General features: G+C 70.3%; 19 protein-coding genes and 2 tRNA genes. 11 read left to right on the forward strand and 10 right to left on the reverse strand.

Features of this window, described 5'->3' with window-relative positions:
- The first annotated feature begins 7 nt into the window (after positions 1–7).
- Positions 8–688, forward strand: coding sequence for an AIM24 family protein (locus LJ657_RS09085; protein WP_232647879.1), 681 nt, complete (start codon positions 8–10; stop codon positions 686–688).
- Positions 689–706: 18 nt separating this feature from the next.
- Positions 707–1462, forward strand: a complete 756-nt coding sequence (locus tag LJ657_RS09090) for an AIM24 family protein (RefSeq protein WP_232647880.1) — start codon at positions 707–709, stop codon at positions 1460–1462.
- 64 nt (positions 1463–1526) lie between these two features.
- On the opposite strand, the gene LJ657_RS09095 is transcribed toward LJ657_RS09090, so the two are convergent.
- Together LJ657_RS09095 and LJ657_RS09100 are read right to left on the reverse strand one after the other, a co-directional pair.
- The gene (locus LJ657_RS09095; protein ID WP_232647881.1) at positions 1527–2048 is read right to left on the reverse strand and encodes an NUDIX hydrolase; all 522 of its coding nucleotides are present in this window, start codon (positions 2046–2048) and stop codon (positions 1527–1529) included.
- Entirely contained in the window at positions 2045–3496 is a 1452-nt protein-coding gene (locus tag LJ657_RS09100; RefSeq protein ID WP_232647882.1) for a zinc-dependent metalloprotease, read from the reverse strand. Before LJ657_RS09100 ends, LJ657_RS09095 begins: the two co-directional genes overlap by 4 nt.
- A gap of 191 nt (positions 3497–3687) precedes the next feature.
- On the opposite strand from LJ657_RS09100, the gene LJ657_RS09105 reads away from it, so the two are divergent.
- The 4 genes from LJ657_RS09105 (at position 3688) to LJ657_RS09120 (ending at position 6792) form a co-directional block, all read left to right on the forward strand.
- Positions 3688–4800, forward strand: a complete 1113-nt coding sequence (locus LJ657_RS09105; protein ID WP_232647883.1) for an SDR family oxidoreductase — start codon at positions 3688–3690, stop codon at positions 4798–4800.
- 94 nt (positions 4801–4894) lie between these two features.
- Positions 4895–5356: a molybdenum cofactor biosynthesis protein MoaE gene (locus tag LJ657_RS09110; RefSeq protein ID WP_232647884.1), complete on the forward strand. Its 462-nt coding sequence runs from the start codon at positions 4895–4897 to the stop codon at positions 5354–5356.
- 120 nt (positions 5357–5476) lie between these two features.
- Positions 5477–5641: a hypothetical protein gene (locus LJ657_RS09115; protein WP_232647885.1), complete on the forward strand. Its 165-nt coding sequence runs from the start codon at positions 5477–5479 to the stop codon at positions 5639–5641.
- Between the two features lie 56 nt (positions 5642–5697).
- Complete coding sequence (locus LJ657_RS09120) at positions 5698–6792, forward strand: YlbL family protein (RefSeq protein ID WP_232647886.1); 1095 nt, start codon at positions 5698–5700, stop codon at positions 6790–6792.
- 56 nt (positions 6793–6848) lie between these two features.
- On the opposite strand, the gene LJ657_RS09125 is transcribed toward LJ657_RS09120, so the two are convergent.
- Positions 6849–7391: a PPA1309 family protein gene (locus LJ657_RS09125; protein ID WP_232647887.1), complete on the reverse strand. Its 543-nt coding sequence runs from the start codon at positions 7389–7391 to the stop codon at positions 6849–6851.
- Positions 7392–7536: 145 nt separating this feature from the next.
- On the opposite strand from LJ657_RS09125, the gene LJ657_RS09130 reads away from it, so the two are divergent.
- The 4 genes from LJ657_RS09130 to LJ657_RS09145 all read left to right on the forward strand — a co-directional run bounded on the left by LJ657_RS09130 (position 7537) and on the right by LJ657_RS09145 (position 12833).
- A complete protein-coding gene (locus LJ657_RS09130; protein WP_232647888.1) occupies positions 7537–10482 on the forward strand; it encodes a UPF0182 family membrane protein in 2946 nt (981 codons plus the stop codon).
- A 41-nt stretch (positions 10483–10523) separates the two neighbouring features.
- A tRNA-Met gene (locus LJ657_RS09135) sits at positions 10524–10597 on the forward strand.
- Between the two features lie 204 nt (positions 10598–10801).
- Positions 10802–12613: a tetratricopeptide repeat protein gene (locus LJ657_RS09140; RefSeq protein ID WP_232647889.1), complete on the forward strand. Its 1812-nt coding sequence runs from the start codon at positions 10802–10804 to the stop codon at positions 12611–12613.
- A 146-nt stretch (positions 12614–12759) separates the two neighbouring features.
- Positions 12760–12833, forward strand: a tRNA-Met gene (locus LJ657_RS09145).
- Positions 12834–12930: 97 nt separating this feature from the next.
- On the opposite strand, the gene LJ657_RS09150 is transcribed toward LJ657_RS09145, so the two are convergent.
- From LJ657_RS09150 to hisN, 3 genes are all read right to left on the reverse strand, one after another.
- A complete protein-coding gene (locus LJ657_RS09150; protein ID WP_232647890.1) occupies positions 12931–13347 on the reverse strand; it encodes a Fur family transcriptional regulator in 417 nt (138 codons plus the stop codon).
- A gap of 106 nt (positions 13348–13453) precedes the next feature.
- The gene (locus tag LJ657_RS09155; RefSeq protein ID WP_232647891.1) at positions 13454–13846 is read right to left on the reverse strand and encodes a CBS domain-containing protein; all 393 of its coding nucleotides are present in this window, start codon (positions 13844–13846) and stop codon (positions 13454–13456) included.
- Between the two features lie 157 nt (positions 13847–14003).
- A complete protein-coding gene (gene hisN / locus LJ657_RS09160; RefSeq protein ID WP_232647892.1) occupies positions 14004–14804 on the reverse strand; it encodes a histidinol-phosphatase in 801 nt (266 codons plus the stop codon).
- Positions 14805–14991: 187 nt separating this feature from the next.
- Here hisN and LJ657_RS09165 point away from each other — a divergent pair, with 187 nt between their 5' ends.
- Positions 14992–15600, forward strand: coding sequence for a TetR/AcrR family transcriptional regulator (locus LJ657_RS09165; RefSeq protein ID WP_232647893.1), 609 nt, complete (start codon positions 14992–14994; stop codon positions 15598–15600).
- A gap of 99 nt (positions 15601–15699) precedes the next feature.
- On the opposite strand, the gene LJ657_RS09170 is transcribed toward LJ657_RS09165, so the two are convergent.
- The 4 genes from LJ657_RS09170 to LJ657_RS09185 all read right to left on the reverse strand — a co-directional run bounded on the left by LJ657_RS09170 (position 15700) and on the right by LJ657_RS09185 (position 19269).
- Positions 15700–16023 carry a DMT family transporter gene (locus tag LJ657_RS09170; RefSeq protein ID WP_232647894.1) on the reverse strand — a complete coding sequence of 108 codons (324 nt, stop codon included), beginning with the start codon at positions 16021–16023 and terminating at the stop codon, positions 15700–15702.
- A gap of 76 nt (positions 16024–16099) precedes the next feature.
- A complete protein-coding gene (gene rsgA / locus LJ657_RS09175; RefSeq protein ID WP_232647895.1) occupies positions 16100–17113 on the reverse strand; it encodes a ribosome small subunit-dependent GTPase A in 1014 nt (337 codons plus the stop codon).
- Positions 17114–17132: 19 nt separating this feature from the next.
- Positions 17133–18449: a 3-phosphoshikimate 1-carboxyvinyltransferase gene (gene aroA / locus LJ657_RS09180; protein ID WP_232647896.1), complete on the reverse strand. Its 1317-nt coding sequence runs from the start codon at positions 18447–18449 to the stop codon at positions 17133–17135.
- A 97-nt stretch (positions 18450–18546) separates the two neighbouring features.
- Complete coding sequence (locus tag LJ657_RS09185) at positions 18547–19269, reverse strand: M50 family metallopeptidase (protein WP_232647897.1); 723 nt, start codon at positions 19267–19269, stop codon at positions 18547–18549.
- Positions 19270–19273: the final 4 nt, after the last annotated feature.

Genomic DNA, 19273 nt, shown 5'->3' on the forward strand with positions numbered 1-19273 from the left:
GCCCGTAATGAACCAGCCACTCGCGGGCTACGCCCCCGCACCCGTCACCGCCCGCATGGAGACCCACGGCGACCACATGCTGAAGGTCGCCATGCAGACCGGGAACGACATCCTCGCGCGCGTGGGATCGATGATCGCGTACGAGGGCTTCATCCAGTACGAGCCCAACCCGCCGGCCGTGCGCCAGATCGCCCGTGACTGGATCACAGGCGAGGGCGCGCCCCTGATGAAGTGCTCCGGCGACGGACTGCTCTACCTCGCCGACTACGGCGCGAACGTCGTCGTCATCAACCTGAACGGCGACGGGATCTCCGTCAACGCCACCAACCTGCTCGCCTTCGACGCCCACCTCACCTGGGGTGTCGAGCGGGTCAAGGGGCTGGCGAAGTTCGCCGGACAGGGCCTGTGGAACACCAGGATCTCCGGGCAGGGCTGGGTCGCGCTGACCTCCCGGGGCAAGCCGATCGTCGTCGACTGCGGCGGCGGCGAGGACGAGACGTATGTCGACCCGGACGCACTCGTCGCCTGGTCCCCGAACCTCAGGGTGAAGGGCAAGCGCAGCTTCAAGGCGCAGTCGCTGATCGGCCGCGGCAGCGGCGAGGCCTACCAGATGGCCTTCTCCGGTCAGGGCATCGTCGTCGTCCAGCCCAGCGAGGACAGCACCGACCGCCTCCGGGTCCGGGGCTGAGGGGGAGCCAGAGACACCATGCAGAGTCCGCTTTTCGCCTTCAACGACTCGCAGTCCCAGGAGCGCTACAGCCTGCAGAACAAGCAGATGCTGCGCGTCACCCTGGAGGGCCACGACGACATCCTGGCCCGCAAGGGCACCATGGTCGCCTACCAGGGGCTCGTCGAGTTCGACGCCGAGTACCAGAGCAACAACCAGGCACGCGCGCGTGCGCACACCGGCGAGGGCCTCAGCCTGATGCGCTGCCACGGGCAGGGGACGGTCTACTTCGCCAACCTCGCCCAGCACATCCATGTGGTGGACGTGGAGCAGGACGGCCTGACCGTCGACAGCAGCTATGTGCTCGCGATGGACTCCTCGCTGCACCACGAGGTCATCGCCGTCGACAGCCTCTACGGCATCTCCGGCTCGGGGAAGTACCAGCTCAACATCACCGGCCGCGGCAAGGTCGCCCTGATGACCTCGGGTGCGCCGCTGATGATGCAGGTGACGCCCGACAAGTACGTCAACTGCGACGCCGACGCGATCGTCGCCTGGTCGACCGGGCTGCGCGTCCAGATGCAGGCCCAGACGCACTCCTCCGGCGTGTGGCGGCGCCGCGGCAACACCGGGGAGGGCTGGGAACTCAGCTTCATGGGCAGCGGTTACGCGCTCGTCCAGCCGAGCGAGCTGCTGCCTCCGCAGAACGCCCAGATCGGCCAGGGCCTCGCCGCGCAGTTCGGGATGGGCCAGCACGGGGCGCGGGCGCAGAACCAGGGGAACGTCTGGAGCTGATCGTCCGCTGAACGAACGTAAGGGGCGCCCGCAACTGCGGGCGCCCCTTACATGTCGCTGAAGCTCACAGCCTGGCGCGGGTCGCTTCCAGTAGCCGTACGACGGAGTCGTCCGCCACGGACGCCACCTCGTCGTACGCGAACCAGCGCAGGTCGAGGGACTCGTCGCTGATCTCCTGGACCGCGCCCTGCGGGGCCAGCACCGCGTACTGGACGTCGAAGTGCCAGTGGCAGGGGGCCGGGATGGGATGCCGGTCGAGGCGGACCGGGCCGCCCGGCAGCAGCGCCAACCCGGTGATGCCCGACTCCTCGGCGGCCTCGCGCAGCGCCGCCGCCTCCACGGAGGTGTCCTCCGGCTCGCAGTGACCGCCCATCTGCAGCCACATCCGCAGCTTCTTGTGCAGGGTCAACAGCACGCGCCCACAGGACGGGTCGATCACCAGGGCGCTCGCAGTGACGTGGCCCGCGTGGCAGGCCTTCCACATGCCGTCCGGATGGGCCGCCAAGTGGTCCAGGTAGGCCTGGCGCAGCTCTTCTTGGTCCTCGTACCCCTTCAGGACGAGGACCGCGTCGTCGTACAGGCTCACTCGGTGTCGTCGCCCTTGCCGTCGCCCTCGGAAGCGTCGTCCTTCTTCAGGTTCGGCTTCTCGCCGGTACCGCCCGCCGCCTCGCCGAGCATCTTGTCGAGCTCGGAGAAGTCCAGCTGCTCGCGGTGCACGAAGCCGTCCGGGTCGTCCAGGTCGGAGGCCGTCGGGAGCATGTCCGGGTGGGACCACAGGGCGTCCCGGCCGTCCACCCCGCGCGCGTCCGTGAGGGACGCCCACAGGCGGGAGGCGTCGCGCAGGCGGCGCGGGCGCAGCTCCAGCCCGATCAGCGTGGCGAACGTCTGCTCCGCGGGCCCGCCCGTGGCACGGCGCCGGCGCAGGGTCTCGCGCAGCGCGTCCGCGGACGACAGGCGCGGCTTGGCCGCCGCGTGCACCACCGCGTCCACCCAGCCCTCGACGAGCGCCAGAGCCGTCTCCAGCCGGGCGAGGGCCGCCTTCTGCTCAGGGGTGTCCTCCGGCTGGAACATGCCCTGCTGGAGGGCGTCCTGCAGCTGCTCCGGGTTCTGCGGGTCGAACTGGCCGACCACGTCCTCCAGCTTGGCCGTGTCGACCTTGATCCCGCGCGCGTACCCGTCGACCGCGCCGAACAGGTGCGAGCGCAGCCACGGCACATGCGCGAACAGGCGCTGGTGGGCGGCCTCGCGCAGGGCGAGATACAGCCGCACCTCCTCCTTCGGTACGCCCAGGTCCTTGCCGAACGCCTCGATGTTCACCGGCAGCAGCGCGGCCTTTCCGGCCGGGCTCAGTGGGAGGCCGATGTCGGTGGAGCCGACGACCTCGCCCGCGAGCACACCGACGGCCTGCCCGATCTGGGTGCCGAACATCGCGCCGCCCATGGAGCGCATCATGCCGATCAGCGGGCCCGCCATGGCCTGCATCTCCTCCGGCAGGACGTCACCCATCGCCGCGCCGACGCGCTCGGCGACCGGGTCGACGAGTTCCTGCCACGCGGGCAGGGTCGCCTCGACCCACTCCGCGCGGGACCACGCCACCGCGGAGCCGGCACCCGACGGCAGCGACGTCGCGTCGTCCAGCCACAGGTCGGCCAGGCGGACCGCTTCCTCGACCGCGGTCCGCTCGGCGGCGCCGACACTCGCGTCCTTGGTGCCGTCAGGGGTGCCCTGGGAGACCGTCTGGCGGGCGATCTGCTTGGCCATCTCCCAGTTCACCGGGCCGCCCTCGTAGGAGAGCATCTGGCCCAGCTGCTGGAAGGCGGCGCCCAGGTCGGTGGGGTTCAGCGAACCGAACATGGCAGCGAGCGGATTGTCCGCACCGGGGCCGCCGAAGCCTCCGGCCCCCGGCAGCCCGCCGAAACCGAACGGGTTGGCCGGTCCCTGACCACCACCGCTCTCCTGGTCCTTCTTCTTGCCCTCGTCGCCGTCTTCCGGCTCCTCCGGCGGAAGGCCGAATCCGAATGGGGTGTCACTCACGGGATTCCTCGGCTGGTAAGGCCGCCGGTTGCCCCGACGGCACGACTGCCCGATAACACCACCCAGCGTAGACACCATGGGCGGTTCGGGCCTCGGTGCTTCGCCGACTCTTGGCCTGCGGCAGGATGGATGCCACCTGGTACGGACGCGTCACTCGCGTTCGTACTGAAGACAACCGCTGGAGACGCCCGGTGAGTTCCCCAGATCCGCAGGTTCGCGCAGCGCGAAACGAGTCAACCAGTTCCGCCACGCGCGGACCCGTCGTCGCGGTCACCGGCGCCGCGTCCGGCATCGGCGCGCTGCTCACCGAGCGGCTCGTCGCCTCGGACGAGATCAAGCAGGTCATCGCCATCGACGAGCGGCGCGGCGAGTGCGCGGGCGCGCAGTGGCACATCCTGGACGTACGGGATCCGGCCATCGCGGACAAGCTGCGGGGCGCTGACGTGGTGGTGCACCTGGCGCTCGATCTGGATCTGGAGACGGATCCCGCCGCCCGTTCGGCCTACAACGTCCGGGGGACGCAGACCGTTCTGACCGCTGCCGCCGCGGCCGGTGTCCACCGGGTCGTGCTGTGCACGTCCGCGATGGTGTACGGGGCGCTGCCGGACAACGAGCTGCCGCTGTCCGAGGACGCGGAGCTGCGGGCCACGGCCGAGGCCACCGGCGTCGGCGACCTCCTGGAGATCGAGCGGCTCGCCCGGCGTGCGCCGCGCGCCCACCCGGGACTCAATGTCACCGTCGTCCGCCCCGCGGTGCTCGTAGGAGGCACCGACACCGCGCTGACCAGGTACTTCGAGTCCCCAAGGCTGCTCGTCGTCGCCGGGTCGCGGCCCGCCTGGCAGTTCTGCCACGTCGAGGACCTGTGCAGTGCCCTGGAGTACGCCGTCCTGGAGAAGGTCGACGGGGAACTCACGGTGGGGTGCGAGGGGTGGCTGGAACAGGAGGAGGTCGAGGAGCTCAGCGGGATCCGGCGGATGGAGCTGCCGTCGGCTGTCGCGCTGGGTGCGGCGGCCCGGCTGCACCGGATCGGTCTGACACCGTCCCCGGCCGGGGACCTGGCGTACACGATGTACCCCTGGGTGGTCAGCGGCAGCCGGCTGCACGACGCGGGCTGGCGGCCCCGGTGGACCAACGAGGAAGTGCTCGCGGAACTCCTGGAGGAGGTCTCCGGCAGGCACACGGTCGCCGGCCGGCGGCTGGGCCGCAAGGACGCGACGGCGGCCGGCGCCGCAGGTGCCACGGTGGCGCTGCTCGGCGCGGCGGCCGTGGTCCGCAGGGCCCGCAAGGCCCGGCGCCGGATCTGAGATCCGGCCTTGTAGGAGACTCCAAGCCCGTACACGTGCGTGCCGGGTGAAACGTCTGTTCCACGTTGTCAGAGGCGTGCGGCACGATGGAGGCATGGCATCCACCAACGACCATCCCGGCGAGCAGGCCGCGCAGGACCCCGTCAAGCTGATCGCCGTCCGTGAGACCGCGCTCTCCCTGGACGAGGTCTTCAAGGCCGTCGGGGACGACGCCGCCGGCGGCACCGCGCTGTTCGTGGGGACCGTGCGGAACCACGACGGGGGAGCCGACGTCGACCGGCTCGGCTATTCGTGTCACCCCAGTGCCGAGGCCGAGATGCGGCGGATCGCCGAGAAGGTCGTAGCCGCATACCCGGTGCGGGCCCTGGCCGCCGTTCACCGGATCGGTGACCTGGCCGTCGGGGATCTCGCCGTGGTCGTCGCTGTTTCGTGTCCGCACCGGGGCGAGGCCTTCGAGGCCTGCCGGAAGCTGATCGACGATCTCAAGCACGAGGTGCCCATCTGGAAGCACCAGACCTTCTCCGACGGTAAGGAGGAATGGGTGGGGGCCTGCTGAGCTCCCTCCGCCACACCCGGGTTGCGTAACCGCACCCCTGGCGTCAGCGTTCTCAGTGTGACTGGTTAATCTGCTGATCAGTCAGTTGTCGCGGTCGCTCACAGGGGTCGGGAGGTCGGCATGGGGGCGCTCCTCTGGTTGTTGATTCCGTTCATGGCAGCGGTCGGCGCCGGTCTGTGGGGAAGTTGGGCCAACCGGACCCGCAAAGCACGCGGCGACGGACCCGAGCTCGACGGGTACGCCCGCTTCCGTGAGGCCATGGAGAAGCCCCACTCCGGTACGTGACATGACAGAGGCGGGGCTGACGGTGCGCTGACAGGACCTTCCCGTACTGTCTTGGCATGCCACGCCGCACCGCGACGATGCTCGCCTCCACCCTGATGCTGATCGCGCTCCTGTGCGCGGGAGTCTTCATCCCCGTGCCGTACTCGGAGATGTCCCCGGGACCCACGGTCAACACGCTCGGGGACCACGACGGCGAGCCGGTGCTGCAGATCTCCGGACGCAGGACCTATGCCGCCGACGGCAACCTGAACATGACCACCGTGCGGGTCACCAGCGCCGACTACCGGATGAACCTCGTCGAGGCCGTCTACGGGTGGCTCGCCCACGACAGCAAGGTCGTGCCGCACGACACGCTCTATCCGGACGGCAAGACCGAGGAGCAGTCGACCCAGGAGAACGCCGAGGAGTTCAGCCAGTCACAGGAGAGCGCCAAGGTCGCCGCCCTCAAGGAACTCGGCATCCCGGTCAGGAGCTGGGTGATCGTCTCGACGGTGGTCAAGGGCTCCCCGGCGCAGGGCCAACTGCACGCCGGAGACGTGATCAAGGCCGTCGACGGGACGGCCGTGAAGCAGCCCGCCGACGTCGCCAAGCTCGTGACCAGGCACCAGCCCGGTCAGAAGGTCGCCTTCACGATCGTGCCCGCCAAGGACCAGGCCGCCGCCGTGAAGAAGAACACGACGGCGACCGGGACCCGGGACATCACGATCACGACCACCACCTCCGACGACAGCGGCAAGAAGCGCGCCATCGTCGGTATCTCCGCCGGGACCGATCACACCTTCCCGTTCACCATCGACATCAAGCTCGCCGACGTCGGCGGGCCGAGCGCCGGCCTGATGTTCGCCCTCGGTATCTACGACAAGCTCACCCCGGGCGACCTGACCGGCGGCAAGTTCGTGGCCGGCACCGGGACGATCGACGACAGCGGCAAGGTCGGCCCGATCGGCGGCATCGAGATGAAGACGGTCGGCGCCCGCGACAAGGGCGCCCAGTACTTCCTCACGCCCGCCGAGAACTGCGCGGCCGCCGCCAAGGACACCCCCGGTGGGCTCACCCTGGTCAAGGTGAACACCATCGACGACGCCCTCGGCGCGCTGAAGGACATCCGCACCGGCAAGACGTCCGACCTGCCGAAGTGCACGGCCAAGTAGTCCGAAGGGCCGGCCCGCGGGAATTCCGAAGGACCGGCCCGCGGGAATGAGGAGGCCTACTCCTCGAACGTGGCCGCCAGGGCCTGAGCCAGGCCCGGCACCAGATCGGAGCCCGTGAGGACATCCGTCGGCGCGTCCTTCTCGCGCAGCCGCAGCGCCGAGTCGCGGGCACCGTCGCGCAGCACCGCCACCGTCATGCGGACCTCCTGACGGTCCGGGTGCCCCGCCACCCACTTCGCCAGCCCCGCCTCGTCCAGCCCCTGGGGGACCTGGGCCTCGGCGGACGGCGGCAGCATCAGCCGCTCCACCGTGAGCGCACAGCCGGCCACCGCGTCGGGCCAGGCGATCGTCGCGAGGAACTCGTCCAGCGGCCTGCCGGCCGGGATCTCGTCCTGCTCCACCGGGGTGAGACCGGTGCTGTCGGGCTCGTCCGCAAGACCGAGCTGGGCCGCGAGCGCGGGTTCCTGGGACCGCAGCCGAGCGGTGTCTACGAGGGCGAAGAGGCGGGCGGGCTGGTCCCAGCCGAGGCCGGAGGCGTACTCGTCGATCTCGAGTACGGCCCGGGTGAGCGGGCTCGCTGCCATGGGAGTGTTGGACATGGTCACAATCCTGCCTCGTTCATGGCCGGAATCGGGAACCGAGTAAACGGTGAGTAAGTTGCATAGGTGTGGGCCCGCGATCACGGGGGGCCACGGAGGGGCTCACGAACACGCGGGGGCCTGACGAACCGACAGCGACTTCGAGGTGCGCACCTTGGCTTTCCAGATGCCGGACCGCGGCGGAGGCCCGACGGGGCCACGGATCAGAGTGGGCCGCCCGTCCCGGCGAGTCCGGACCCTGCTCATGACCATGGGCGTCCTTGCCGTACTCGGCATGGCGTTCACCATGTTCGCGGGCTTCTGGACGGACTGGCTCTGGTACCGCTCCGTGAAGTACTCGTCCGTCTTCACCACCACCCTGTGGACCAAGATCGGACTGTTCTTCGTCTTCGGTCTGCTGATGGCCCTCGCGGTCGGCTTCAACGTCTGGCTGGCGCACCGGCTGCGACCGCCGCTGAGCGCCATGTCGATGGAGCAGCAGAGCCTCGACCGCTACCGGATGGGCATCGCCCCGTACAAGACCTGGCTGTTGCTCGGGATCACCGCCCTGGTCGGTCTGATCGCCGGCGCCTCGGCGTCCAGCCAGTGGCGCACCTGGCTGATGTGGGTCAACGGCGTGCCCTTCCACCAGAAGGACCCGCAGTTCCACCTCGACGTCTCCTTCTACGCCTTCGACCTGCCCTGGTACCGCTTCCTGCTCGGCTTCGGCTTCGCCGCCGCGATCCTCTCCCTGATCGCCGCCGCGCTCACGCACTACCTGTACGGCGGTCTCAGGATCACCTCCCCGGGCGCGCGCGCCACCGCCGCCGCGACGGGCCACCTCTCGGTACTGCTGGGCATCTTCGTCGCGCTCAAGGCCGTCGCGTACTGGCTCGACCGGTACGGACTCGCGGTCAAGTCCAGCGACTTCAAGGCGACGGGCAACTGGACCGGCCTGCGGTATGTGGACGCGAACGCCTATCTGCCGGCGAAGACGATCCTGTTCTGCATCGCCGTCATCTGCGCGCTGCTGTTCTTCGCCACCCTGTGGCGGCGCACCTGGCAGCTGCCCGTGATCGGCTTCGGCCTGATGGTGCTCTCGGCGATCCTCATCGGCGGTCTGTACCCGGCGATCGTCCAGAAGTTCCAGGTCCAGCCCAACGAGCAGGCCAAGGAAGCGCCGTACGTCCAGAAGAACCTCAAGGCCACACGTGAGGCCTACGGCATCGACGGCGCCAAGGTCTCCGACTACTCGGGAACAAGCAAGACCAAGGACAAGTCCACGCTGCGCGACGACGTCGACTCCACGGCGAGCATCCGCATCCTGGACCCGAACATCGTCTCGCCCACGTTCCAGCAGCTCCAGCAGATCAGGAACTACTACGCGTTCCCGACCAACCTGGACGTCGACCGGTACGGCAAGGACGGTAAGGACCAGGACACGGTCATCGGTCTGCGCGAGCTGAACCTCGACGGCATCCCGAAGAACAACTGGATCAACGACCACTTCCGCTACACCCACGGCTACGGCGTGGTCGCCGCCAAGGGCACGGCCGCCGACGCCAACGGCCAGCCCGTCTTCACCGAGTCGGACCTGCCGTCCACCGGTGACCTCGGGACGTACGAACAGCAGGTCTACTACGGCGAGAAGACCACCACGTACTCGATCGTCGGCGGTCCCCAGAAGGAGATCGACTACTCCGACGACAGCGGTGAGAAGACCACCAGCTACAAGGGCAAGAGCGGTGTCAACCTCGACAACCCGATCAACCGGGCCGCGTACGCGGTGGCGTTCAACGAGCCGCAGATCCTCTACTCCGGCGCCATCGGGGAGGGTTCGCGGATCCTTTACAACCGCACCCCGAAGGAGCGCGTCGAGGCCGTCGCACCGTGGCTGACCATCGACGGAGACGCCTATCCGGCTGTCGTGGACCACAAGATCCAGTGGATCGTCGACGCGTACACGACGACCAACGGATACCCGTACGCCTCCCGTACGACTCTCGGTGACACCACGGCCGACTCGCTGACCGCGAACAACAACTCGCGCGCTGTGGTGGCCCAGCAGAACCAGGTCAACTACATCCGCAACTCGGTGAAGGCGACCGTCGACGCGTACACCGGCGAGGTCAAGCTCTACCAGTGGGACACCAAGGACCCGGTCCTGAAGACCTGGATGAAGGCCTTCCCGGGCACGGTCGAGCCCAGGACCGCCATCTCGCAGTCGCTGATGGACCATCTGCGTTACCCGCAGGACCTGTTCAAGGTCCAGCGCGAGCTGCTGACCCGCTACCACGTCACCAACCCGACGACCTTCCTCAGCGGCAGCGAGGTGTGGCAGGTCCCGGACGACCCGACCAACAAGTCGGGCAACGCGGTGCCGCCGTACTACCTGAGCATGAAGATGCCCGACCAGTCCTCGCAGGCGTTCTCGCTGACGACGACGTTCACACCCAACGGCCGGGACAACCTGAGTGCGTTCATGACGGTCGACGCCGAGGCGGGCACCCCCGACTACGGCAAGATCAGAGTCCTGAAACTGCCGACGAGCACCACGGTCGACGGACCCAAACAGGTCCAGAGCCAGTTCAACTCCGAACAGGACATCGCCGAGTCGATCAAGCTGCTGAAGGGCGGCGACTCCGACATCGAGTACGGCAACCTGCTGACCGTCCCGCTCGACGGAGGACTGCTGTACGTGGAGCCGGTCTACGTACGCGGTGGTGGACTCAAGTACCCCCTGCTGCGGAAGGTGTTGGTCAGCTACGGCGACCAGACCGCCTTCGAGAACACCCTCGACGAGGCCCTCAACAAGGTCTTCGGAGCGGAGAGTACGCCCACCCCGCCGCCGGACACGGGGACGACCAAGCCGCCGACGTCCGGCAATCCCACGGTCCAACAGGCGCTGAACGACGCCCAGAAGGCCTTCGACGCCGGTCAGGAAGCTCTGAAGAAGAACGACTGGACGGCGTACGGCCAGGCGCAGAAGGACCTGGCGGACGCCCTCAAGCGGGCCGAGGACGCGCAGTCCAAGGCCGACAGGACGAGTGGCGGCAGCAAGAGCAGCAGCAGCCCCAGTCCGAGCCCCAGCGGCAGCTCCGGCAGCGGCTGATCATGCCCGCCCCGCGTCGTGGTACGGTTGGCACACAACGACGCGGGGTGGAGCAGCTCGGTAGCTCGCTGGGCTCATAACCCAGAGGTCGCAGGTTCAAATCCTGTCCCCGCTACTGCAGTCGAAGGCCCGGATCCTCAAGGATCCGGGCCTTCGTGATGTGCGAACGCATGTGCCGGTCAGGGGGATCGTCATGCCGCCTCGGGGAGTTGGGAGAACTGTGTTTGACTTGTCTCTCTGTGGGCATGTCGACAAAACGCTGAAGTGACCTCACTGGCTGCGGTATACCAGGTGTACCCAGGTTGCAGGTGGTGCGACGATGGACGTTATGGGGGACAAGGCAACTCTGTTCGAGACAGGGCGATTTGTGCAGCCTTCCGAACCGGGCGAAGCCGGGGAGGCGGCTGAGGAGGCCGTCGAGGAAGTTCGTCAGCGGCTCGCCGCCGATGCCGGCGACGTCGAGGCGATGAGTGTCCTCGGGGCCATGCTGCTGCGCCGCGGTGATCTCGACGGAGCCGAGCCCCATCTGCGTGCCGCCACCGCCGCGGGGGACCGCGCCGCCGCCAACAACCTGGGGGTCCTTCTCCATCAGCGCGGGTACGCCGACGACGCCGCCGGATGGTGGCGGATCGCCGCCGTGGCCGGGTCCGCGGCGGCCGCGCACGCGCTGGGGCGCCATCACCGCGAGCGCGGGGACGAGCCCGCCGCCGAGTACTGGCTGCGGCAGTCCGCCGAGCAGGGGCACGCCCTGGGCGCCTACGCGCTCGCCGATCTGCTGGAGCACCGCGGGGACACCGGCGCCGAGGCCTGGATGCGGTCCGCGGCGGAGCGAGGGCACCGGGAGGCGGCGTACCGCCTGGCGCGAGCGCTCGACCGCAAGGCGGCCGGCCAGGGAGAGGACGGGGCCGACAACGGTGTCGAACTGCTCGCGCAGGCCGAGCAGTTCTACAGGCAGGCCGCCGCGCGCGGCCACCGGCGGGCCGCGCTGCACCTCGGGGCGATCCTGGAGAAGCGCGGAGAGCTCAAGGAGGCCGGGCGCTGGTATCTGACGTCCGCGAAGGACGGGGAGGCGCGGGCCGCCTGCGCGCTGGGCTTCCTGCTGCGGGACGCCGGCGACACCGAGAGCGCCGCCGTGTGGTGGCTCCGGGGCGCGCAGGACGGCGACGGCAACGCGGCCAACGCGCTCGGGGCCCTGCACGCCGAGCGCGGGGAGACGCAGACCGCCGAGCGCTGGTACCGGGCGGCGATGGACGCCGGGGACGACAACGGCGCCTACAACCTCGGGCTGCTCTGCGCCGAGCAGGGGCGGACCGCACAGGCCGAGCAGTGGTACCGCCGGGCCGCGTACGCCGGGCACCGGGAGGCGGCGAACGCGCTGGCGATCCTGCTGCTGCAGGGCGGGGACACCACCGGCGCCGAGCCGTGGTTCTCCAAGGCCGCCGAGGCCGGGAGCGTGGACGCCGCGTTCAACCTGGGGATCCTGCACGCCGGGCGGGCCGAGGACGAGGTGGCGCTGCGCTGGTACGAGCGGGCCGCTGCCGCCGGGCACACCGAGGCGGCACTGCAGGTCGGCATGGCGCGGCTGCGGGACGGGGACGAGCGGGCGGCGGAGCGGCACCTGCGCTGCGCGGCCGGAGGCGGCAGCGCGGAGGCCGCGTACCGGCTGGCGACCGTACTGGACGCCCGGCGACCGCCTGCGCCCCCGCATGAGCTCGGGGAGTCCGTGCACGAGAAGACCGAGTGCGAGGAGTGGTACGAGCGTGCGGCGTCCCAGGGGCACCGGCGGGCGCAGGTGCGGGTCGGGATGATGGCCGCGGCCCGGGGTGACGTGGTGGAGGCGGCGCGCTGGTACCGGGCGGCCGCCGAGGCGGGGTCCCGCAACGGCGCCTTCAACCTCGGGCTGCTGCTGGCCCGCGAGGGGAGCGAGCCGGAGGCAGCCGTGTGGTGGACGCGGGCCGCCGACGCGGGGCACGGCCGGGCGGCGCTGCGGCTGGCCCTGGTCTACGCGCGTCGGGGTGAGCTGGCGGAGGGGCAGCGGTGGGCGGACCGGGCGGTGTCCCTGGGGCCGCCGGAGGTGTCCGAGCGGGCGGCCCGGCTGCGGGATGCGTTGCGGGAGGAGCTGTCGGCGTAGGGCGCGGCGGCACAGCGGTTTGCTTGCCCGCGCCGGCGAGGTGCCGTGGGACGGGTGCCGCCCCAGCGGCACTGCCCGCAGGCCAGGTGGGGTGGACAACCGATTTGCCTCTGGCCGCGCCCTTCACGTAATGTTGGGTTCACCGACGCGGGGTGGAGCAGCTCGGTAGCTCGCTGGGCTCATAACCCAGAGGTCGCAGGTTCAAATCCTGTCCCCGCTACTGAAGGCCGAGGGCCGGAATCCAGAGATGGATTCCGGCCCTCGGTGTTTCCCGTCCGGGGTTTCCGGTGTGCGGGGGTCCTCTGTCCGCGGGGCGGTTACGCCGCCGCGCAGTTCGGGCAGATGCCGCGGTACGTGACCTCGACGTCCGAGACGGTGAAACCGAAGCGCTCCGTGTCGGGGAGGTCGGCGAGCGGGTTGCCGCTCGGGTGGACGTCGCGGATCGCGCCGCACTGGGCGCAGACCAGGTGGTGGTGCGGACGGTGCGCGTTCGGGTCGTACCGCTTGGCGCGCTTGTCGGTGGAGACCTCGAGCACCTCGCCGAGGGAGACCAGCTCGCCCAGCGTGTTGTAGACGGTCGCGCGGGAGATCTCGGGCAGCTTGGCGACGGCCCGGGAGTGGACCTCGTCGGCGGTGAGATGCACGTGCTCGCCGCCGAGAACCTCGGCCACGACGCGCCGCTGCGCGGTCATCCGCCATCCGCGTCCGCGCAGCCGTTCCAGAAGGTCACTCATGAAATCCAGCCTAACAGCAGGGGGACCACTTTCCGAACAGGTGTGAGTTTGGATCGCTGCTCGACTTGGACTGAGTCCAATGCGGGCTTCCGGTCCCCCCGCGCGGTCAGGCGGGCACGTGCTGGCGGGCCGGTGCCCAGCAGCGGATGATGTCGCGGACCGAGACGATGCCGGCCGGCTCGCCCCGGTCGAGGACGATGAGATGGCGGAAACCGCCGTGGGCCATGGCGCGGGCCGCCTCCTCCAGCGTCCAGGACGGGGCGGCGAAGACGACGTCGTTGGTGGTGTGGTCGTGGGCTCGCTCGGTGTCGGGGCTCTGGCCCAGGCCGACGGAGTTGAGGATGTCGCGTTCGGTGAGGATGCCGATACCGCCGGCGTCCGGGTCGAGGACCAGGGCCGCGCCGACACGGCGGGCGGACATCAGGGCTGCGGCCTGGCGGAGGGTGTGGGCGGGCCCGATGGTCAGAACCACCGTGCTCATGGCGTCGCGGACGAGCATGGACGGAGCCACCTCCAAAGGAATCCACTTGGTTCCAGGATTCACAAGTTCACAAGTGGGGGGACTCTCAGAGTCGCAGGTAAAGCGGGGGTCAACAAGAGGGCGCGTGCGGCCAATTGAGGGCGCACGCGCTCATCTGTGCTTTTGCGCGTGCGCCTCAGTAGCGCTCATTGAGATAGCCCAGCAACTCGTCGTGCAGCAGGCCGTTCGACGCGGCCGCGTTGCCGCTGTGCGGGCCCGGGCGGCCGTCGAGGCCGGTGAAGGCGCCGCCGGCCTCGGTGACGATGATCGTGTTGGCGGCCATGTCCCAGAGGGAGAGCTCCGGCTCGGCGCAGATGTCGACCGCGCCCTCGGCGACCAGCATGTACGGCCAGAAGTCGCCGTACGCGCGCGTGCGCCACACCTCGCGGGTCAGGTCCAGGAAGCCGCCCAGCCGGCCCTGGTCCTCCCAGCCGGTCAGGGAGGAGTAGGCGAACGAGGCGTCCGACAGCTTCGCGACGCGGGAGACCTGCAGACGGGAGGCGGAGGAGAGGCTGCGGCCGGTGAAGGCGCCGTGGCCCTTCGCGGCCCACCAGCGGCGGCCCAGAGCGGGGGCGGAGACGACGCCGACGACGGGCTGGAAGCCGGTCTCACCGGCCTCCATCAGGGAGATCAGGGTCGCCCACACCGGGACACCGCGCACGTAGTTCTTGGTGCCGTCGATCGGGTCGATCACCCATCGGCGGGGGCCGCTGCCGTCCAGGCCGTACTCCTCGCCGAGGACCGCGTCGCGGGGGCGGGCGCGCTGGAGCTGGCCGCGGATGAGCTCCTCCGCCGCCTTGTCCGCTTCACTCACCGGGGTCATGTCCGGTTTCGTCTCGACCTTGAGGTCGAGCGCCTTGAAGCGGGACATCGTTGCCGCGTCGGCGGCGTCCGCGAGGACGTGGGCGAAACGGAGATCGTCGAGGTAGTCCGGCATGGAACGAACGCTATCCGGCGAGGTCGCGCTGGGGCCACCAGGCCATGCTCACGGTTTGGCGGCACATTGTTCGCCTCCGGGCCGGCACACGCCGGTCGAGGGGCGCCCCCGCGTGCGCTCGCGAACCCTTGACAGCGCCCTTGTGCGCGTCAAATCTGGGCGCAGAGCCGCTCGCCCCAGGGAGGCGATGATGCCTGCAGCGCGGGAATCCCTACTGGACGCCGCGTACACGGCGCTGGCGCGCCGACCATGGTCCGCCGTACGGATGGTGGACGTCGCCTCGGCGGCCGGAGTATCCCGGCAGACCCTCTACAACGAGTTCGGCAGCAAGGAGGGGCTCGCCAGGGCGCTCGTGAGAAGGGAGGCCGACGGCTATCTCGCCGGGGTCGAGCGTGCGCTCGCCACGCACAGCGACGCCCGCGACCGGCTGACCGCGACCGCCGAATGGACCACGTCCACGGCGCGCGAGAACGCACTCGTACGGGCCATGCTGACCGGCTGTTGGAGTGAACGGCTGCCCTCGCCGACGCTGTCCGCGGTGCCGTCCTCCTCCGCGGTGCCGGCGCAGCGGCGGGCGGACGGTCCGCTGCCGGCCCCCGGTGACTTCGTGGCGATCGTCCGGGACCGGGCCGTGGCGGTGCTGTCGAAGCCGGGGGCGGTCAAGTCGGACACGGCGGATCTGGCACGCTCCTGCGAACTGGTCGTACGGCTTGCCCTGTCCTGCGTGGCGGCGCCGCCGGGACAGGGCGGGGTGGCGGACCTGGTCCGCTCGGCACTGCCGCGGCAGACGGTGTGAGGGGTCGCTTCGGCCGCGGTGCGGGCAGGACCTGGTAGGCGCCGGGAGAACGGGAGTTGACGCGGGTCAGCAGACGGTTCCGAGGTTCTCCGAAGTCGTCTAGTGCGCGGAACCCGAGAGCTGGAGGCCGATCACGCCCACGATCACCAGGCTGATCGAGACGAGCTTCAGTGTCGACACCAGGTCGCCGAGGAAGATCATGCCGTAGATCGCGGTGCCCGCCGCGCCGATGCCGGTCCACACGGCGTAGGCGGGGCCGACGTCCAGCTTCCTCAGGGACAGGGTGAGCAGGCCGAAGCTGCCCAGGGCGAAGACGCAGAACGCGATCGTCGGCCACAGGCGGGTGAAACCGTGGGAGAGCTTGAGGCACACGGCGAAACCCGTTTCGAGCACCCCGGCCACCACTACCAGCAGCCACGCCATGTGCTGTCCTCCCGTATGTCCGGCTCGGTGCGATTATGCACTTACCGGGCCGGCGGCCTCACAAACAACGTGGAGGTCAGTCGCCCTCCGTGCGCTCCCGTGTGGACAGCAGGCGGCGCAGTGAATAGAGGCGGGCCGGGTCCGCGTGGCCCTCGGCGACCCACGCGTCCAGAGCGCAGTCCTGCTCGTCGTGACTGCACGCGCGCGGACAGCCCTCCGTGCCCGGTTCCAGGTCGGGGAAGGCGTGGATGACGCGGGACGGGTCGATGTGGTGCAGGCCGAAGGACCGTACGCCCGGGGTGTCGATGACCCAGCCGTCGTCGCTGTCCGCGAGCGGCAGGGCGAGCGCCGAGGTGGTGGTGTGGCGGCCTCGGCCCGTCACCGCGTTCACATGTCCGGTCGAACGCCGCTGTTCCTGCGGGACCAGTGCGTTGACCAGGGTCGTCTTGCCGACGCCCGAGTGACCGACGAACGCCGTGATCCTGCCGTCGAGTTGCTCGCGCACGCGGGCCACCGCGCTGCCGTTCTCCAGTTCCTCGCGGCTGGTCACGACGTACGGGATGTCGAGGGCGCCGTACAGCTCGAGGAGCTTGTCGGGCGGGGCGAGGTCCGACTTCGTCAGCACCAGCAGCGGGGTCAGTCCGCCGTCGAACGCCGCGACCAGGCAGCGGTCGATGAGGCGCGGGCGGGGTTCCGGGTCGGCCAGGGCGGTGACGATGGCGAGCTGGTCGGCGTTGGCGACGACCACGCGCTCGTACGGGTCGTCGTCATCGGCGGTGCGGCGCAGGACCGAGGTGCGCTCCCCGATGCGGACGATGCGCGCGAGGGTGTCCTTCTTGCCGGACAGGTCGCCGACGAGGGCCACACGGTCGCCGACGATCGCCGCCTTGCGGCCCAGTTCGCGGGCCTTCATCGCCAGCACGATCCGGTCGTCGACCAGGCAGGTCAGCCGGCCCCGGTCGACGGTGAGGACCATGCCCTCGGCCGCGTCCTCGTGGGCGGGGCGGATGTGTGTACGGGGCCGGGTGCCCTTGCGGTTCGGGCGGCTGCGGATGTCGTCCTCGTCGGTGTGCTTGCCGTAACGGCGCATGACTGGTCCTTGCCGTCCTCTACGCCTCGAGCATCCCGGCCCACATGTCGGGGAAGTCCGGCAGGGTCTTGGCCGTCGTCGCCACGTTCTCGATCTGCACGCCCCCGACCGCGAGGCCGATGATCGCGCCGGCCGTCGCCATGCGGTGGTCCTCGTACGTGTGGAAGATCCCGCCGTGCAGCTTGCGCGGGCGGATGTGCAGGCCGTCGGCGGTCTCGGTGACGTCACCGCCGAGCTCGTTGATCTCCTTGGTGAGCGCGGCCAGCCGGTCCGTCTCGTGCAGCCGCAGATGGGCCACGCCCCGGAGGGTGGAGGGGGAGTCCGCGAGGGCCGCGACCGCGGCGATGCCCGGGGTCAGCTCGCCGACCTCGCTGAGGTCCACGTCGATACCGTGGACCGCGCCCGAACCGGTGAACTCCAGCCCGTACTCGGTCAGTTCGCAGGTACCGCCCATCTCGGTGAAGATCTCCCGCAGCCTGTCGCCGGGCTGCGTGGTGCGGGACGGCCAGTCGGGGATCACGACCTTGCCGCCGGTCACCAGGGCCGCCGCCAGGAACGGCTGCGCGTTGGACAGGTCCGGCTCGATGGTCAGGTCCCGGCCGAGCAGCGCGCCCGGCGTCACCCGCCACACATTGGGCTCGCCGCCCGACTCCGGAGTGTCCACCTGGGCGCCGACCGCGCGCAGCATGTCGACGGTCATGCGGATGTGCGGGAGGGAGGGCAGGGAGCCGCCGATGTGACGGACCTCGACGCCCTGGTTGAAGCGCGGGCCGGAGAGCAGCAGGGCGCTCACGAACTGGGAGGACGACGACGCGTCGATCTCCACCGGGCCGCCGTCCAGGGCGCCCCCGCCGTGCACCGTCAGCGGCAGCGCGCCGCGGCCGTCGTCGTCGATCCGGGCGCCGAGCACGCGCAGGGCGTCGATCACGCCGTTCAGGGGGCGCTCGTACGACCGCGGGTCGCCGTCGAAGCGGATGGGGCCGTCGGCGAGCGCGGCCACCGGGGGCAGGAAGCGCATCACCGTGCCTGCGTTGCCGACGTCGACCGTGGCCGGGCCGTGCAGGCCGGTCGGGAGCACCCGCCAGGTCTCGCCGGTGCCGTCGGGGCCGACGCCCTCCTCGATGTCGACGCCCATCGCCCGCAGGGCCTCGGCCATCAGCAGGGTGTCGCGGGAGCGGAGGGGGCGGCGCAGCCAGCCCGGTTCGCTCGCCAGCGCCGCCAGGACGAGGGCGCGGTTGGTGACGGATTTGGACCCCGGTACGTGGACCGTCGCGTCGACGGCTCCGCTCGCGAGGGGGGCGGGCCAGAGGGCGGTGTGTGCGGGGGTTGTCGCCATGGGGCCACTTTATAAGCAGGGGGTTGTGCGGGCCGCCCTGCATCTGCCGCGCCATCGTGGCTGGTCGTGCAGTTCCCCGCGCCCCTGGGGTGGCTGATCACACCTCCAGCAGCCAGCGCCCGCCGCCTATCAGCGAGCACAGGCTCACCGCGTGGAAGAGGAACAGCCACAGTCCCGCCGGTACATGCGTCAGCCGTGACAGTTGGTCCGCGTCCGAGTCGCCCGCGCCCCCGCGGCTCCGTTTCGCCTGCAGCTCGAACGCCGGGCGTACTCCGCCGACCAGCAGGAACCACACCACCGCGTACGCGAACGCCGCCTGGACCTGAGGACCCGCCAGCCATGACACCAGGAGGAACGTGCCGCCGGTCAGGACCACCGTCAGCGCGCCGTACGCGTTGCGGATCATCACCAGCATGGCGACGAGCAGGGCCGTCGCCAGCCACAGCAGCAGGGTGATGTGGCCCGCGGCGAGCAGGGCCGCGCCGCCCAGGCCGAGGAGTGGGGGAGCGGTGTAGCCGGCGGCCGCGGTGAGGATCATGCCGAGGCCGTGCGGCTTGCCGCGGCTGACGGTGAGGCCGCTGGTGTCGGAGTGCAGCCGTATGCCCGTGAGCTGGCGGCCGGTGAGCAGGGCGATCAGGCCGTGGCCGCCCTCGTGGGCGATGGTGATGGCGTTGCGCGAGAGGCGCCAGAAGTTGTGCGGGACGACCACGGCCAGGGCGGCGACCAGAGTCGCGATCACCACCCAGAGGTCGGGGTCCGGCTGGCTGCCGGAGACCTGGTCCCAGAGGGAGGCCAGCGAGTCGGATGCGATGGTGGGCATGTTC

The sequence above is a fragment of the Streptomyces guryensis genome, from assembly GCF_021261325.1.
In the GTDB taxonomy this organism is placed as follows: Bacteria; Actinomycetota; Actinomycetes; order Streptomycetales; family Streptomycetaceae; genus Streptomyces; species Streptomyces guryensis.

Bases quoted from the DNA above. Each gene is read 5' to 3' on its own strand.
- LJ657_RS09165 (WP_232647893.1), top strand. From the start codon at position 14,992: ATGATGCCTGCAGCGCGGGAATCCCTACTGGACGCCGCGTACACGGCG.
- LJ657_RS09110 (WP_232647884.1), top strand. From the start codon at position 4,895: ATGGCATCCACCAACGACCATCCCGGCGAGCAGGCCGCGCAGGACCCC.
- LJ657_RS09125 (WP_232647887.1), bottom strand. From the start codon at position 7,391: ATGTCCAACACTCCCATGGCAGCGAGCCCGCTCACCCGGGCCGTACTC.
- LJ657_RS09115 (WP_232647885.1), top strand. From the start codon at position 5,477: ATGGGGGCGCTCCTCTGGTTGTTGATTCCGTTCATGGCAGCGGTCGGC.
- LJ657_RS09085 (WP_232647879.1), top strand. From the start codon at position 8: ATGAACCAGCCACTCGCGGGCTACGCCCCCGCACCCGTCACCGCCCGC.
- rsgA (WP_232647895.1), bottom strand. From the start codon at position 17,113: ATGCGCCGTTACGGCAAGCACACCGACGAGGACGACATCCGCAGCCGC.
- LJ657_RS09120 (WP_232647886.1), top strand. From the start codon at position 5,698: ATGCCACGCCGCACCGCGACGATGCTCGCCTCCACCCTGATGCTGATC.
- LJ657_RS09140 (WP_232647889.1), top strand. From the start codon at position 10,802: ATGGACGTTATGGGGGACAAGGCAACTCTGTTCGAGACAGGGCGATTT.
- LJ657_RS09155 (WP_232647891.1), bottom strand. From the start codon at position 13,846: ATGCTCGTCCGCGACGCCATGAGCACGGTGGTTCTGACCATCGGGCCC.
- aroA (WP_232647896.1), bottom strand. From the start codon at position 18,449: ATGGCGACAACCCCCGCACACACCGCCCTCTGGCCCGCCCCCCTCGCG.
- hisN (WP_232647892.1), bottom strand. From the start codon at position 14,804: ATGCCGGACTACCTCGACGATCTCCGTTTCGCCCACGTCCTCGCGGAC.
- LJ657_RS09150 (WP_232647890.1), bottom strand. From the start codon at position 13,347: ATGAGTGACCTTCTGGAACGGCTGCGCGGACGCGGATGGCGGATGACC.
- LJ657_RS09185 (WP_232647897.1), bottom strand. From the start codon at position 19,269: ATGCCCACCATCGCATCCGACTCGCTGGCCTCCCTCTGGGACCAGGTC.
- LJ657_RS09090 (WP_232647880.1), top strand. From the start codon at position 707: ATGCAGAGTCCGCTTTTCGCCTTCAACGACTCGCAGTCCCAGGAGCGC.
- LJ657_RS09170 (WP_232647894.1), bottom strand. From the start codon at position 16,023: ATGGCGTGGCTGCTGGTAGTGGTGGCCGGGGTGCTCGAAACGGGTTTC.